Origin of the sequence: Microbacterium sp., from assembly GCF_047607225.1 — a bacterium.
Classification (GTDB): domain Bacteria; phylum Actinomycetota; class Actinomycetes; order Actinomycetales; family Microbacteriaceae; genus Microbacterium.
Window position 1 is genome coordinate 18,336 of sequence record NZ_JASGDO010000048.1, and the last position, 13,681, is coordinate 32,016.

Here is a 13,681-nt window from a genome sequence, read left to right on the forward strand (position 1 = left end):
GAAGCTCGACCGCGGCTACCCTGGAGGGGTGATCCTCGGCATCGACACTTCGCTCGGCACGTCCGTCGCCGTCGTGGAACGTGACGGTGTCATCCGTGCCGAGGCGTCGAGCCCCGATCCGCTGGGCCACGCCGAGGTCATCGGGCTCCTCCTGGAGGCGGTCCTCACCGAGGCCGCGTTCGGTCCCGTGGGTGCGACGTCGGCGGCGACCGAGGTCGAGCTCACCCATGTCGCAGCCGGGATGGGACCCGGTCCCTTCACGGGCCTGCGCGTCGGCATCGCGGCGGCCCGCGCCTTCGCACTCGGTCGCGATATCCCCGTCGTCGCCGTGCCGAGCCATGACGCCGCGGCGCTGTCGGTGCTGCTGTCCGATCCCTTCGCGAGCGTTCCCCGATTCGCGGTGGTCACCGACGCCCGCCGCCGGGAGTTCGCGTACTCCGTCTACGACGGGCTCGATGACGACGGGCTGCCCCGGTGCGTCGCAGGCCCGGCACTGGCCCCGCGAGATGAGGTCGACGATCGGCTGCGAGAGCTCGGCGCCGAGCGTCACGACGTCGGGACCGTCTCGGCTGCGATGACTGCCCTCGTGGCGGCACGTGCCGTCGCTGCCGGCCGCCGGCTCGCCGACGGCGCCCCTCTGTATCTGCGGGCGCCCGATGTGACGATGCCCTCGGGGCCGAAGCGGGTCGGAACATGACGCTGCGCACCGCCACCCCGGACGACCTGTCCCGCATCATGGATCTCGAGCGGGCTTCGTTCCCGACCGATGCATGGAGCCCCGCGATGATGGCGGCGGAGCTCGCGTCTCCGCACGGCCGGTACGTCGTCGACGAGGAAGCCGGTCGCCTCTTCGGCTACGGCGGCGTGCGCGCGGTGCGGGGAGCGGCCGACGCGGACATCCAGACGATCGCGATCGCGGCCGACGCGCGGGGCCGCGGACGAGGACGCCTGTTGCTGGCGGACCTGCTGCGCAGCGCTGCGGAACGCGGCGCCCGCGAGGTGTTCCTCGAGGTGCGCGCCGACAATCCGGCCGCATCGTCACTGTATGCGTCGGAGGGATTCGTGGAGATCGGGCGCCGTGCCCGGTACTACCAGCCCGACGACGTGGACGCCATCGTGATGAAGCTCGACCTCGAGGGCTGGACGGCGTCGCGGTCGGAGCGGGCCGCTCCCGCGACGAACTCGGCGGGATGGTGCGGATGACCGAACGTGAACCGCTCGTGCTGGGGATCGAGACCAGCTGCGATGAGACGGGCATCGGCATCGTCCGCGGGCGCACCCTGCTCTCGAACACGATCGCGAGCTCCATGGCCGAACATGCACGCTTCGGCGGCGTCGTCCCCGAGGTCGCCGCCCGCGCGCACCTGGAGGCTCTGGAGCCGGCGATCCGCGCCGCGACGGCCGAGGCGGGTGTCGCGCTCACCGACCTCGACGCCATCGCCGTGACGAGCGGTCCGGGACTGGCCGGTGCGCTCATGGTCGGCGTGGGCGCGGCCAAGGCCCTCGCCGTCTCCCTGGACCGTCCGCTCTACGCCGTCAATCACCTCGTCGGCCACATCGCCGCCGACATCCTGACCGGAGAACGCGTCGAGTACCCGACCGTCGCGCTCCTGGTCTCGGGGGGCCACACTTCGCTCCTGCTCGTGCGTGACCTCGTCTCCGACGTCGAGCTGTTGGGCGAGACGATGGACGACGCTGCGGGCGAGGCCTTCGACAAGATCGCACGCATCCTGGGGCTCCCCTACCCCGGCGGGCCCGAGATCGATCGTGCGGCCGCCGAAGGTGACCCCACGGCGATCCGATTCCCGCGCGGACTCTCTCGGGCCTCCGACATGGCCGACCATCGCTACGACTTCTCCTTCTCGGGGTTGAAGACCGCGGTCGCTCGATGGGTGGAGCGTGCCGAGGCGGCCGGTGAGCAGATCTCCGTGGCCGACGTCGCCGCCTCTTTCCGGGACGCGGTCATCGACGTCCTGGTCACCAAAGCGCTCGACGCGTGCCAGCGGCACGGTGTGCCGCGGCTGCTCCTGGGTGGTGGGGTGGTCGCCAACCGCCGTCTCCGCGAGGTCGCCCTCTCCCGCGCAGAGGCCGCAGGTGTCGCAGTGCGCATCCCCCCGCTCACGCTCTGCACCGACAACGGTGCGATGATCGCGGCGCTCGCCGCCGAGCTGATCCGGAACGGACAGCCCGCCTCGACGCTCGACTTCGGCGCGGACTCGACCCTCCCGGTCACGCAGATCCAGGTGGCGGTGAGCGCATGACGTCCGATCGCCCCGAGGGATCGAACTCTCTCCCCGACGACGTGCCTCAGCTGCCGGTGCCGCTGCTGGACGCTGATACCGCGTCCGCTTCCGGTGAGGCGGCGCTTCCCGGCGCGCATCGGGGCGGTTTCCGGCGGCCCCTTACGGAGCCGATCGACATCGCCGCCGCCGCGGGCTCTGCCGTGCCCGAGGCTCCCGAGGTTCGGTGGGCGCCTCCGCCACCGGCGCCCCTTCCGCGGTCGGCAGGCTGGGCGCTGACCTTCGCGATCCTGGCACTGGCGATCTCGCTCCTGGTGGGGTGGGGATTCCCGGCCGGAATCCTCGGCGCCGTGCTGGCGATCGTCGCGCTCCGCCGGCCGTGGGAGAACCGCGGCGTCGCTGTCTGGGCCCTCTGCCTGAGTGTGCTCTCGCTCGCGTACAGCGCCGGCTGGCTCTGGTGGGCCCACATGCAGGGCGCGCTCTGGTCGTGACGGTCGCGGCCATCGCTCCCCCGCGTCCGCATTCAGTGCGGCGCGGGGCGATGGCAGGCGGGTGTGGTCATCGAGTCCGTCTGCCCGGCTCTGCCGCGTTCATGCCTGGGTGGTGATGCCGGGGAGTACGAGCGCGAGCCATCTGCGGCGGACCTGGGCGGGCTGGTCGGTGGGTGTGGTCGCCATCAGCAGGTAGAAGTCGTCGACGGTGACCTCGGGGCGGATGTCGCCCACCTGCTGGCCGAGGGCGATGAGGTCCGCCAGCGCGGCGCCCGCGCGGGCCTCGTCGGACTGGTCGCCGTGGCCTTCCACGCCGAGACTCTTCGCGGCGGCCTTGATGGCGTGAGCGTGTGCGGAGGACTCGACGACGCGGTCGAGGAACCCCACGACCTCGTCGACCGCCGTCGCCCCGTCGTGGGCACGGGCCAGGGACGCCTCGGCGTCGTCCGCGACCTCCGCGACGTACTCGGAGATCACGGCGGCCAGCAGGTCGGTCTTGGTCGGGAAATGCCGGTAGAGGGTGCCGACGGCGACGCCGGCGGCCTTGGCGATCTCGTCCATCCCGACGTCCGGTCCGTGCTCACTGATCTGTTCCTGTGCGGCGTCGAGGATCTTGCGGCGGTTGCGGACCGCGTCGGCTCGCATGGGGCGGTCGAGGGGCATGCGTTCTCCTGAGCGGTGAGGGACACGTAAATGAGAGCCAGACTCGCACTTGCGCGAAAGTGAGTCATGGTTCATGATGTTGATGAACCAGCATTCACTTTACATCGGGAGAGCAGGAAATGACCACCAAGACCGCACTCGTCACCGGCGCCTCCTCCGGCATCGGCGAGTCCACCGCCCGCAAGCTGCAGTCGCTCGGGTTCACCGTGTACGGGGCAGCGCGCCGCATCGACCGGCTGCAGAAGCTGGCCTCTGACGGCATCCGTCCCCTCGGGATGGACGTGACCGACGAGCAGTCGATGAAGGACGGCGTGGCGAAGATCATCGCCGAGACCGGACGCATCGACGTGCTCGTGAACAACGCGGGCTACGGCTCGTATGGTGCGATCGAGGACGTCCCCATCGACGAGGGGCGCCGCCAGTTCGAGGTCAACGTCTTCGGCGCGATGGCCCTCGTCCAGCTCGTTCTTCCGCACATGCGGAAGCAGGGGAGCGGGACGATTGTGAACATCACCTCCATGGGAGGGAAGATCTACACGCCCTTGGGTGGCTGGTACCACGGCACGAAGTTCGCGCTCGAAGCGCTGTCCGACTGCCTGCGAGTGGAGCTCGCGCCGTTCGGGATCGATGTCGTCGTGATCGAGCCCGGCGGGATCGCCACCGAGTGGGGCGGGATCGCCGCCGACCACCTCGACGAGGCATCGAAGGACTCCGCATACAAACGACAGGCCGACGCGGTCGCCGCGTCGTTGCGGTCGGAGGCGAACGCCAACCGCAACAGCCCCCCGTCCGTGATCTCCGACGCGATCGGAAAGGCCGTCACGGCGCGCCGCCCGAAGACCCGCTACGCGGTCGGGTTCGGAGCCAAACCGCTGATCACCGCGGGGAACATCCTCTCCGATCGCCAGTTCGACGCGCTCATCACCCGCGCCACGGGCGTTCCCCGCGACTGAGCGATCCGCCCCCGGTTCCGTGGTCCCGATGCCACGGAACCGGGCCCCTTCACGCGGGGATCACCCGACACCGGGGCCTAGATCCTGTCGGCGAGAAGCGCGACCCGGGTCGATCCGATGCGCGTCAGGATCAGTGTGGCGGAAGCGGATCCTCGGAGCTTCAGACGCGTGCGCAGCCGGGCGGGATCGACGTCGACACCGCGCTTCTTGATCTCGAGGGTTCCCACTCCCCGTTCGCGCAGCGCACGCGCCAGTCGCGAGACGTCGGTGGGGAGGCTCTCGCGGATGCGGAAGGTCTGCGCGAAGGGACTCGTCCGAGCCGTGTCGGAGGTGAGGTAGGCGATGCCGTCGGCGACCATGCCGGCATCGAGGTCTCGCGCGAGGTCACCGATCAGGCGCGCGCGGATGACGGCACCGGCCGGCTCGTGCAGGAACTCCCCGAGAGCGCGGACCGGCTCGTCGATGCTGTCGCCGGGCGCAGTCATCTCGTGCGCGCGGTCGCCGTTCACGACGAGGGCCGCTCGGTGCACACCCGCACGGGCCAGCGCTCCGGTCCAGACGACCAGTTCGATCGTGGCGCCGTCGACGGTGATCCACTGGGCTTCCACCGGGTGGTCGTCCGTGCCCGGCGGAATCCGGCCGCGGTCGAAGCCCGGCCCGAGCTTGATCCCCGTCGGAAGTCTCGCGGCCAGGTCGAAGGACCACTCCAGCGGCGGAGACCATTCGGCTGCCGACGTCCGTCGCGTCTCCTCGTGACCGGCCGTGCGGCGAGCCGGGTCGAGCCAGGCGGCGTCCACCTCGCTCAGATCGACCTCCTGAGCCTGAGCGTGCCGCACGGTCACGGTGTCGGCGAACGGGGCGAGATTGTAGGCGGCGATCGCCGCCGTGACCTCATCCGCCTCGACGGCGAGCACCTCGAGGCCGATCCCCGCCATCCCGAGGGAGTCGCCCCCGATCCCGCAGCCCAGGTCGGCGACGCGTCGAACCCCGGCGTCCCGGAACCGCCCCGCGTGTCGCGCGGCGATCGCGAGTCGCGAGGCCTGCTCCAGGCCGGCGCGCGTGAAGAGCATGCGCGAGGCGAACGGACCGAACTTCGTCTCCGCACGATGGCGCAGACGCGCCTGCCCGACGACCGCCGACACGCGTTCGGGCGCGTGACCTGCGGCGCGGAGCCGGCTGACGACCGCGGCGACGTCGTCGGTCGAGGCGACCGTTCCGAGCTCGTCGAGGAGCCGGAGCCCGTCTGGGGTCAGCAGCGACGTCAGTTCGGCGAGATCCACCCGGCAAGCCTATGCCGGGTGCTCCGCCGCACCCCGTGACCTCCCGCGCTCCCGCGTGGGGACACGGGCGGCGGAAGGGCTCGGAATCCGGTTGGCACTCGCGTTGCACGAGTGCCAACCGGGCCCTAGACTGGCGTTAGCACTCGAAGTGTGCGGGTGCTAATGAGTCTTGAGGCAAGACCCCTGAAGCAAGAAAGAGGTAGACCGTGTCGGTTTCCATCAAGCCGCTCGAGGACCGCATCGTCATCAAGCAGGTCGAGGCTGAGCAGGTGACGTCCAGCGGACTCGTCATCCCCGACACCGCGAAGGAGAAGCCCCAGGAGGGTGAGGTCGTCGCGGTGGGCCCCGGTCGTATCGACGACAACGGCAACCGTGTGCCGCTCGACGTCGCGGTCGGCGACCGCGTCATCTACAGCAAGTACGGCGGGACCGAGGTCAAGTTCGGTGGCGACGAGTTCCTCGTCCTCTCCGCGCGCGACGTCCTCGCTGTCGTCGTTCGCTGACATCGCCCGCGGACGACTCGTCCGCGCGACGGTCTCGAAAGGCCCGGACGCCTCGGCGTCCGGGCCTTTCGCCGTTCCCGCAGGCCTGGGTGGCAGGAACTCCGCGGACAACGGCAGGATCCCGCCGGGTGTACCGGCACCCACCGAGTCAGGACCGTTCTAGTCTTGGACTCATGACATCCCGCAGCTCCGACGCAGAACGCGCGCGGGGCGGGGTCTACGCGTTCATCGCCTATCTGCTCTGGGGCTTTCTGCCCCTCTACTTCCTCACGCTTCCGCCGACCGGGCCGTGGGAGGTCGTGGCGTGGCGCATTCTGCTCTCGCTCGTCTTCTGCGCGCTGCTTCTCACCGTCACCCGCACGTGGAGCAAGCTGTGGGCGATCCTGCGCAACCGCCGGCTCGTCCTCTGGACGATGGCGGCGGGCCTGCTCATCTACGTCAACTGGCAGGTCTTCCTGGTCGGCACGCTCACCGGCCATGTCATCGAGGGCAGCCTCGGCTACTTCATCAATCCGATCGTGACCGTGCTCCTCGGCGTCCTCGTTCTCAAGGAGCGCCTGCGCGTCGCGCAGTGGGCCGCCATCGGCATCTCGGCGATCGCCGTTCTCGTGATCGTGATCGGATACGGGGCTTTTCCCTGGATCGCGCTGACACTCGCCGCGAGCTTCGGGACCTACGGACTCGTCAAGAAGCAGATCGGACCGAGCGTCGACGCCATCAGCGGTCTGACGCTCGAGTCACTGTGGCTCGCACCCGTCGCGGTCGTGCAGTTGATCGTGGTGGGGGCGACCACCGGGATCACGATGGGTCAGGTCAGTGCGGCGCATACCGCGCTACTCCTCCTCGCGGGAGCGGTCACGGCGACGCCGCTCCTCTTCTTCGCCGCCGGTGCCCGTCGTGCCACGCTCACCGTCATCGGCCTGCTGCAGTTCGTGGCACCCATCCTGCAGTTCATCACCGGCGCATGGATCATGGGCGAGCCGATGCCGTGGGAGCGCTGGATCGGCTTCGGGCTGGTGTGGCTGGCGCTCGTCGTCCTGATGGTCGACTCGGTGCGTCACGCTCGGCGCGCCCGCGCCGCCGTCGGGTCCGTCGCTTAGCGCCCGTGCCGGTTGCTCCCGGGCGATGGGGCGATCGCTCCCGTCACCAGTCGCGCGGTCCGGAGTCTCCGAACGGTCTCGCCCGCTGTCCGTCGAGGAAGTCGTCGATCGTCTGAGCGCGGCGCCGCGGCCGCAGGGGCTTCCCCGGTTGCGCTTTGGCTCCGACGGGGAGAGCGCCCGGGGTCATGCTCGCCCAATAGTCGAGGCGTCGGCGCTTCTCGCGTCGACGGCGACGTTCCCGGGCAGCCCGAGAAGCCGCATACACGGAGATCGTCGCGATGATCCCGATGCAGACGCCGACGACGCCGCCTGCGAGATAGGGGAAGAGAATGCCGGGGGTCGCGTCGTCAGGCTAGCGCTCGGGTCATGACGACGCTGTTTGCCGCCGGAGGATCCTGGCGCAGGGGAGTGGCTGGCGACGGGGAAAGATAACGAAAGTAACGATCCGGGAGGCGTTACACAGCGTTATCGTCACGGATTCCCCCTGCCCCTCGACTCGCGCCACGCTGCATAACTCGGCCAGCCTGGTCAACGCGTAGAGGTTCCAGCGCGCCGGGCCGACGCGCAGCATCCCCCCGACGGCGCGCAGGAGAACCACCGTGCACGCCCGATTCCTCGACCACATCACTCACGCCCGCCGACAGTCAACCGCGACCGTTCGACTCCGAGACGTCTACTTGCGGCAGCTCGAGCAAGTCGTGGACCTCACCGCCGCGACAACAACCGACCTCATCGCCTGGGTGAACAACCCCGACTGGTCGCCCTGCACCACCAACGCCGCGATCGCCACCGCCCGCGCCTTCTACCGCTGGGCGCACGAAACAGGCCTCATTGACACCAACCCCGCGGCACCCCTGCGCCGAGTCAGCATCCCGCCCAAGCGACCCCGCGTCGCGACCGCCGAACACATCGACACCGGCCTCGCGACCGGCAACCCCACAATGCAGGCGATCATCCTCCTCGGCGCCGAATGCGGCCTCCGCGTCCACGAGATCGCCAAACTCCACACCGACGACCGCCGAGGCGAATGGCTCGACATCATCGGCAAAGGCGGCCAGCAACGCACCGTGCACACCTCACCCGAACTCGCCCGCCTTCTCGACCAACTGGCCCCCGAGCCCGGCTGGTACTTCCCCTCACCCCGCGGCGGACACATCGTCCCCGCAACCATCCGCAACTGGATGCGCCGACACGTCGGCACCAACCCCCACTCACTCCGACACCGCGCCGGGACCACCGTCTACCAACGCACCGGGAACAACCTACGACTCACACAAGTGTTCCTCGGACACAGAGACCCCGGCACCACGGCAATCTACGTCCACATCAACGACGACGACCTCAGAGCCGCGAGCGCGGCTGCACGCATCGCCGCATAGAGCGACACCCGACAGCGAAGTAGTTCGCTGCGATCCCCGCGTCAAGCCCGACCACCACACAGCCCTCCCGCACGACGGTGCTCCGCACCATGCCGAACGAGCCACGAGGTGGGGGCTTGACCCGACGCTCTCCGCTTACTCAGCGGCCAGTGCGCCGAATGGCGAGCCATTCGGGCAAGCCGAAACCACCGAGAGGATCAACCACCATGCACGAGGACGAGCGGTACTCAGAAGGCGCGGTATCCAGCTTCGAGCGCTACGTCGCCGGAAACCGGAACGTGTTCGACCGCAAAACGGGCGAAGTGATGCTGATCAGCGGACTGAGCCACGTCACCGCACGGATGCTCAACAACGGCGCAGACCGCGAGAAGTGGACGTGGAACTGATGCCCGACACGATGCAAGCCGATCTGCCGGGGGAGGGGTGGACCCTCGACGGCCTGGCCTACTGCCAGGTCGCGATCGCACGCGACGACCTCATGGACGTGGCCGCGAAGATCCGCACCGGACACCGCAGCAACGCCGTCGAGGCACTGAGCGCCGTCATCCACCAACTCGAGGCCGCCCGGAGGCACCTCGCATGAACATCACCGACGGACTCTTCCTCGACGGCGTGGTGCGGTTCCTCCTCGGATACGGAGGGATCATCGCGTCCTTAGCCCTCGTCGTGAGCTTCCTGGCCATCTACGCCGACGCGAAACGCCGCCGCTAGGACGTGGGGACCAGGACGGGCGGCTCGACCGCCTCGGCCTGGACGACGGCCACGGTGCGGGGTTTCGCGGTGCGGCACTGGCAACGGTGGCGGACGATGGTGCCCTCGCAGACGGTGCAGGTGTTCTCGGGCGTGATGGAGGCGACCATGGTGACCGCGCCGAGGGTGTCGTACGCGCGGAACGCTTCGGACCCGACGCCTTTGAACCAGTGGGAGTTGAGGGGGCGCACGGCGTCGCGTTTCGCGGCGGACCATTCCTCGAACTCGATCGCATCGTAGGTCCGGAACCGGAACACGCGCCGCGGTGACCAGACCGTGTGGAGGTCGCCGTCACCGGTCGCGGGCTTGGCGGCGAAGTAGCCCCGGCACTCGACCACGGCTTGGGTGACTTCCCGCATGACCTTGTCCGCGCGTGCCCAGTTCGGGGCGGTCCAGAACAGCATCACGTCGGCTTTCCGCAGCTGCACGAGCTTGTTCAGCACCCGCGCGTCCATCCGCGCCGATTCGCGGGAACTGGCCACGGAGGTGACCTCATCCATGTACACGTCGGAGTGCTCGACGGTCACCAACTGCTCGAAGTCGTCGAACTTGTCGTACAGGGGATGCTCGTTCCCGTTCCCGTCGAGGATCGGGACGGTGGACAGCATCCGCCGCCACCCCTCGACCACGCCCTCTTTGGTGTGCTGATGGTCGGGGTTCTCGCAGTGCCACCGCACGCCCTTGCGGGTCGGCTGGGACGTGACGATCAGACACAACGTCTTCCCACCCCCGTTCGGGCCGACGAACGCGACGATCGGGAACGACCGGCGCAGCGCGATCGCTTGCCGGAGGTACACGTCGCCGCCGCCGAGCCACAGCACGAACCGGGCTCGCAGGGGGAGGCGTTCGTTCCGGTCGGGGTGGCCGGTGTTGCGGGGCAGGGGCAGCAGTGTCGACAGGTCGAGCGCCTGCTGTGTGGTGTTCCGGTGTCTCATGTGCTGATCCCTCCAGGTGTGCAGGTGATGGGCGCGGCCGCCCTCCGACTACGGCGCTGACGCGCCTGCCGTCTCCGTGCGTCCGAGCCCATCAACTACCCCCCGAGAAGGGCGTCAGACCCCAAAGCCAGCGGACGCCCTTCACGAGCCAGAGCGTGATCCAGATCACGAAGTACGTGCCCGCGACGGTCCCGAGAAGTTGGAACGGGAACCACGCGCCCAGGCCCGCGGCACGGTGGACGAGCTCGGCCAGGAACGACCCGAAGTCGCTCAGCCACGACGGGGGATTTCCGGTGCCGAACAGGTCGAGGAACCAGGTGCAGATGATCTCCCACAGGTCGATGAAGAACTCCACGATCATCAGTTGTTCACCAACTTGTCCAGCAGCCGCTTGATCGCGGCCACGCCGATCACGACGATCCCGAACGCGGATATCCAGTACACCCACCCGGCGAGGGCTGCGAGATCGTCACCGGAGCACGCCGCCATGAACCGGTAGTCCTTGTGGGTGACCTTCCCGTTCGCGCCGACGTTCGGCATCGACAGCAGCAGGCCACCACAGTTCCCATCCGACAGCCCCTCGAACGCGAGGCCGACACCGGCTATCGCGGTCGCGAGCTTCCCCGGCGTCGATAGCCTCCACTTCTCATCGATCCGCGTGTTGAACTCGGCCATCTTCGCCGCCCGCGGGACGAACGCCCACACCAGAGCACACTTCACCGGCACGAGCACCCAATCGAGCGGGTTCGCGACCGACGCCCACCCGTCCGCCCAGCACTCACCGGCCGGGTCTGTGCCCGGGGTCGGATTCGGGTTGGGATTCGGGTTCGGGTTCGGATTGGGGCGCGGGTTGGGAGCCGGGTTGGGTGTCGGTCCGGGGATCGGGTAGGGGATCGGCTGGCCGTCCTCGCCCGTGATGATCCGCGTGTCGAGGTCAGTCTCATTGAACGTGAAGCGGTAAGGGCCGCACTCGTTGAGATCCACGCGATTGCCGCCCCAGGTGCAGCGGTAGGTTCCGCTGTCGGTCTGCGCCTTGGTTCCCTGCTCGGTCTTCGTCCACCAGTTGGAGCAGTCGATAGCCCACGTCATGCAGCTATAGGTGATCTTGTCGTGAATCTTCCACAGCTTCAGACCGGTCCCGTCCCCCGGGTCCAGGCCCTTCCGCTCGGTCTCGGAATAGTCGGGCACCTCCTGCGTGGCGATCTCGGTCTGAGCACCGGACTCGGTGTCGCGGGAGCCGACCTTGATCTCCGAGGGCATCAGGTCAGGCCCGTGCCCCGGCTTGGAAACGAATGCGTCGTTGCAGCTGCGCTCGATCCCCTCCATCGGCACACCCGCAGACTCCCGGTACCTTCCCCCGGTGCCCGTCGTGGTCGTCCCATCCGGCCACTTGAGCGTGCAGTTCGTCTCTCGCTGAGGGTCTGCCTTCACATCCACCGCCTGAGCCACAACCTGACTCGTCCCGGCCTTCACGAGACCGTACGACTTGCCCGCGAGCGAAGAACCATCGCGGCCCGGATGACTACTTGCGCAGGCGGCCTGAAACGACGTCGAGATGTAGTTGTACGACTCCCACCGGTGCGGGGTGACCTCCGTGTTGAACTGCGCGAAGTTGGTGCCGGAGGGGATGCCGCCGCGCCAGCAGTAGAGGTTGTACGTCACCACACCAATACGAGTCTGGGTGGTGCCGACGACAGACATCGTGGACCCGCCGTAGGTGATCTGGGGCCGCGCGGTCATATCCGCATTCGGGTTGGCCAACTCGGCAACGCAGTCAGACGTGCCGATACCAAAACTGAGGATGTCGTACCCCACCTGCATCCACTGATCCGCTCCACACAGACCAGCCATCATGTCGGTATCCGTGATCGCGCCATAGATCTTCAAGCCCTCCGCTCCGAGCAGCCAGCCACCGGAGAAAGCCGCAGCGAACATGTTCGCTCCACCAACGACCTTGCTGAATGTCGAAGGAGCCGTGATCGGAGTACCAACGACCGCGGGTTTGGCAGTACCGGCCGCCGCCTCAGCCGCCGCAGCGGCAGCGGTCGCACGCGCCTTCGCACGCACCCACGAGGGTTGGCGGATACCGGGCTTGCCGAGAGACGGACCATTCGGATGCCCGATAGTGATGCGACCAATCGTCCGCGGAAAATCCGTCAGAGGATCAACCGTCGGCGGAAGCACAGTCTCAGCCGGGCGCACCGCCTCGACGGTCTGCGCCGCCGCGGCGGCAGGCGTCGCACCGACCAGCACGACGAGAGCCGCGACCACCGCCGCGACAATGGTCCTACGGATCGATCTGTTCATCCTGACCTCCCACAGATAGAGCGGTGGCCGCGTACGCACCCCCCAAGGGACGCACGCGGCCACCAGACGCCGTTACTTCGACGTGGACTTGAACGCCGCGATACCGCGACGGATCCCGACCAGCGCGAGCATCACGACGATGCCCGCCGCGACGCCGACACCGACGTAGCCGAGGACCGCGGGCCCACCCGCGGCGAGGTCGGCGGTGAAGTCGGCCGGGGAGTATCCCTCGCCAGCGGCGAGGAACGTGGTGATGGAGTCCATCTGTGTTTCCTTTCGTTGTGGGAGGGATCTCCCGGTTGACCCAGACGACAGCCGCCCGGGAGAGGGTCACCCCCGCCGAATGACGGAGGCGAACAGTTGCAGGCCCGCCCCAACGGCGAAGCAGACCAAGACGGCGGTAACGGCCTCACTGATATCCATCAGCGCGCCACCCACGTGAACAGGCGAACCCCGGCCGAGATCGACACGACGAACACGCCCGCAGCGACCAGCGCCGCCACCAGCGGGCTCACCACAGCGACCTCACGAACGCCATGCCGAGCACGAACGCCAGCAGGCAACACGTGACCAAGCCCACCCAGTACGCCGACCGGGCCAGTTCCAGAGCCTCACTCACGCGTCCGCCCCACCCACCGCAGCGACCAGGAGAGCGACGATCCCGACACCGACACACAGAACCGTGCCGCCGATCAGGAGAGCGTCGATCACCGCATCGAACATGACCGGCGTCCTCAGCCCTTCGCGGGGGTGAACATGCGCGAGTTGATCGCGTCGAGGTCACCGGGGGTGATGTAGCGGCGGGCGTGAAGCTCGGTGTAGACCTTGCCGGGGGTCTCGGGGTCGCGGCGTTCGCTGACCGTGGCGATGACGCCGAGGAACGAGCCGATCGTGGGGACCTGCACGTTGTCCTCGCCGGAGCGTTCCCAGATGCGGACCGCGAGGCGACCGCCGTCCTGATCCACGAGCGTGACGTCGTGGGCGTAGACCACACCGTCCGACTTCTTCGTCTGCGCCTGCAAGCGCTCCACGATCCCGGTCACCATCACGCTCGGGCTGAGCGTTCTACCAATGGCCATG

General features: G+C 68.5%; 18 protein-coding genes. 11 read left to right on the forward strand and 7 right to left on the reverse strand.

The features are described from left to right. Nucleotides 1–28 precede the first annotated feature (28 nt). The 4 genes from tsaB to QM591_RS09915 are packed head-to-tail and all read left to right on the forward strand — an operon-like array spanning nucleotide 29 to nucleotide 2,731. Nucleotides 29–697 (forward strand): tRNA (adenosine(37)-N6)-threonylcarbamoyltransferase complex dimerization subunit type 1 TsaB, encoded by a 669-nt coding sequence (gene tsaB / locus QM591_RS09900; RefSeq protein WP_415132079.1) that lies wholly within the window; start codon nucleotides 29–31, stop codon nucleotides 695–697. Continuing rightward, complete coding sequence (gene rimI, locus QM591_RS09905; protein WP_415132081.1) at nucleotides 694–1,203, forward strand: ribosomal protein S18-alanine N-acetyltransferase; 510 nt, start codon at nucleotides 694–696, stop codon at nucleotides 1,201–1,203. Before tsaB ends, rimI begins: the two co-directional genes overlap by 4 nt. Then, a complete protein-coding gene (tsaD, locus tag QM591_RS09910) occupies nucleotides 1,200–2,261 on the forward strand; it encodes a tRNA (adenosine(37)-N6)-threonylcarbamoyltransferase complex transferase subunit TsaD (RefSeq protein ID WP_415132083.1) in 1,062 nt (353 codons plus the stop codon). Before rimI ends, tsaD begins: the two co-directional genes overlap by 4 nt. Then, nucleotides 2,258–2,731 carry a hypothetical protein gene (locus QM591_RS09915; protein ID WP_415132085.1) on the forward strand — a complete coding sequence of 158 codons (474 nt, stop codon included), beginning with the start codon at nucleotides 2,258–2,260 and terminating at the stop codon, nucleotides 2,729–2,731. Before tsaD ends, QM591_RS09915 begins: the two co-directional genes overlap by 4 nt. Nucleotides 2,732–2,830: 99 nt before the next feature. Here the strand turns inward: QM591_RS09915 and QM591_RS09920 are convergent, their stop codons facing one another. Then, nucleotides 2,831–3,394, reverse strand: a complete 564-nt coding sequence (locus tag QM591_RS09920) for a TetR/AcrR family transcriptional regulator (protein WP_415132087.1) — start codon at nucleotides 3,392–3,394, stop codon at nucleotides 2,831–2,833. A gap of 119 nt (nucleotides 3,395–3,513) precedes the next feature. Between QM591_RS09920 and QM591_RS09925 the strand changes: the two genes are divergently transcribed. Then, entirely contained in the window at nucleotides 3,514–4,347 is an 834-nt protein-coding gene (locus tag QM591_RS09925; protein ID WP_415132089.1) for an oxidoreductase, read from the forward strand. Nucleotides 4,348–4,424: 77 nt separating this feature from the next. On the opposite strand, the gene QM591_RS09930 is transcribed toward QM591_RS09925, so the two are convergent. Beyond that, entirely contained in the window at nucleotides 4,425–5,627 is a 1,203-nt protein-coding gene (locus QM591_RS09930) for a THUMP-like domain-containing protein (protein WP_415132091.1), read from the reverse strand. A gap of 206 nt (nucleotides 5,628–5,833) precedes the next feature. On the opposite strand from QM591_RS09930, the gene groES reads away from it, so the two are divergent. From groES to QM591_RS09960, 6 genes are all read left to right on the forward strand, one after another. Continuing rightward, nucleotides 5,834–6,130, forward strand: coding sequence for a co-chaperone GroES (groES, locus tag QM591_RS09935; protein ID WP_005050391.1), 297 nt, complete (start codon nucleotides 5,834–5,836; stop codon nucleotides 6,128–6,130). 173 nt (nucleotides 6,131–6,303) lie between these two features. Continuing rightward, nucleotides 6,304–7,230 carry an EamA family transporter RarD gene (gene rarD / locus QM591_RS09940; protein ID WP_415132093.1) on the forward strand — a complete coding sequence of 309 codons (927 nt, stop codon included), beginning with the start codon at nucleotides 6,304–6,306 and terminating at the stop codon, nucleotides 7,228–7,230. A gap of 599 nt (nucleotides 7,231–7,829) precedes the next feature. Beyond that, complete coding sequence (locus tag QM591_RS09945; protein ID WP_415132095.1) at nucleotides 7,830–8,609, forward strand: tyrosine-type recombinase/integrase; 780 nt, start codon at nucleotides 7,830–7,832, stop codon at nucleotides 8,607–8,609. A gap of 206 nt (nucleotides 8,610–8,815) precedes the next feature. Beyond that, a complete protein-coding gene (locus QM591_RS09950) occupies nucleotides 8,816–8,995 on the forward strand; it encodes a hypothetical protein (protein ID WP_415132097.1) in 180 nt (59 codons plus the stop codon). Beyond that, nucleotides 8,986–9,192, forward strand: a complete 207-nt coding sequence (locus QM591_RS09955; protein WP_415132099.1) for a hypothetical protein — start codon at nucleotides 8,986–8,988, stop codon at nucleotides 9,190–9,192. Before QM591_RS09950 ends, QM591_RS09955 begins: the two co-directional genes overlap by 10 nt. Beyond that, the gene (locus tag QM591_RS09960) at nucleotides 9,189–9,320 is read left to right on the forward strand and encodes a hypothetical protein (protein ID WP_415132101.1); all 132 of its coding nucleotides are present in this window, start codon (nucleotides 9,189–9,191) and stop codon (nucleotides 9,318–9,320) included. The genes QM591_RS09955 and QM591_RS09960 overlap by 4 nt, the downstream gene beginning before the upstream one ends. Here QM591_RS09960 and QM591_RS09965 read toward each other — a convergent pair. The 5 genes from QM591_RS09965 to QM591_RS09985 form a co-directional block, all read right to left on the reverse strand. Then, nucleotides 9,317–10,294, reverse strand: coding sequence for a hypothetical protein (locus QM591_RS09965; protein ID WP_415132103.1), 978 nt, complete (start codon nucleotides 10,292–10,294; stop codon nucleotides 9,317–9,319). The genes QM591_RS09960 and QM591_RS09965 overlap by 4 nt on opposite strands. 91 nt (nucleotides 10,295–10,385) lie before the next feature. Next, nucleotides 10,386–10,655, reverse strand: a complete 270-nt coding sequence (locus tag QM591_RS09970; protein ID WP_415132105.1) for a hypothetical protein — start codon at nucleotides 10,653–10,655, stop codon at nucleotides 10,386–10,388. Then, complete coding sequence (locus tag QM591_RS09975; protein ID WP_415132107.1) at nucleotides 10,655–12,601, reverse strand: hypothetical protein; 1,947 nt, start codon at nucleotides 12,599–12,601, stop codon at nucleotides 10,655–10,657. The genes QM591_RS09970 and QM591_RS09975 overlap by 1 nt, the downstream gene beginning before the upstream one ends. Before the next feature lie 72 nt (nucleotides 12,602–12,673). Then, complete coding sequence (locus tag QM591_RS09980) at nucleotides 12,674–12,865, reverse strand: hypothetical protein (protein ID WP_415132109.1); 192 nt, start codon at nucleotides 12,863–12,865, stop codon at nucleotides 12,674–12,676. Between the two features lie 470 nt (nucleotides 12,866–13,335). Continuing rightward, nucleotides 13,336–13,680 carry a hypothetical protein gene (locus tag QM591_RS09985; protein ID WP_415132111.1) on the reverse strand — a complete coding sequence of 115 codons (345 nt, stop codon included), beginning with the start codon at nucleotides 13,678–13,680 and terminating at the stop codon, nucleotides 13,336–13,338. Nucleotide 13,681 lies beyond the last annotated feature (1 nt).

Bases quoted from the DNA above. Each gene is read 5' to 3' on its own strand.
- rimI (WP_415132081.1), top strand. From the start codon at position 694: ATGACGCTGCGCACCGCCACCCCGGACGACCTGTCCCGCATCATGGAT.
- tsaD (WP_415132083.1), top strand. From the start codon at position 1,200: ATGACCGAACGTGAACCGCTCGTGCTGGGGATCGAGACCAGCTGCGAT.
- QM591_RS09915 (WP_415132085.1), top strand. From the start codon at position 2,258: ATGACGTCCGATCGCCCCGAGGGATCGAACTCTCTCCCCGACGACGTG.
- QM591_RS09920 (WP_415132087.1), bottom strand. From the start codon at position 3,394: ATGCCCCTCGACCGCCCCATGCGAGCCGACGCGGTCCGCAACCGCCGC.
- QM591_RS09925 (WP_415132089.1), top strand. From the start codon at position 3,514: ATGACCACCAAGACCGCACTCGTCACCGGCGCCTCCTCCGGCATCGGC.
- rarD (WP_415132093.1), top strand. From the start codon at position 6,304: ATGACATCCCGCAGCTCCGACGCAGAACGCGCGCGGGGCGGGGTCTAC.
- QM591_RS09950 (WP_415132097.1), top strand. From the start codon at position 8,816: ATGCACGAGGACGAGCGGTACTCAGAAGGCGCGGTATCCAGCTTCGAG.
- QM591_RS09960 (WP_415132101.1), top strand. From the start codon at position 9,189: ATGAACATCACCGACGGACTCTTCCTCGACGGCGTGGTGCGGTTCCTC.
- QM591_RS09965 (WP_415132103.1), bottom strand. From the start codon at position 10,294: ATGAGACACCGGAACACCACACAGCAGGCGCTCGACCTGTCGACACTG.
- QM591_RS09970 (WP_415132105.1), bottom strand. From the start codon at position 10,655: ATGATCGTGGAGTTCTTCATCGACCTGTGGGAGATCATCTGCACCTGG.
- QM591_RS09975 (WP_415132107.1), bottom strand. From the start codon at position 12,601: ATGAACAGATCGATCCGTAGGACCATTGTCGCGGCGGTGGTCGCGGCT.
- QM591_RS09980 (WP_415132109.1), bottom strand. From the start codon at position 12,865: ATGGACTCCATCACCACGTTCCTCGCCGCTGGCGAGGGATACTCCCCG.
- QM591_RS09985 (WP_415132111.1), bottom strand. From the start codon at position 13,680: ATGGCCATTGGTAGAACGCTCAGCCCGAGCGTGATGGTGACCGGGATC.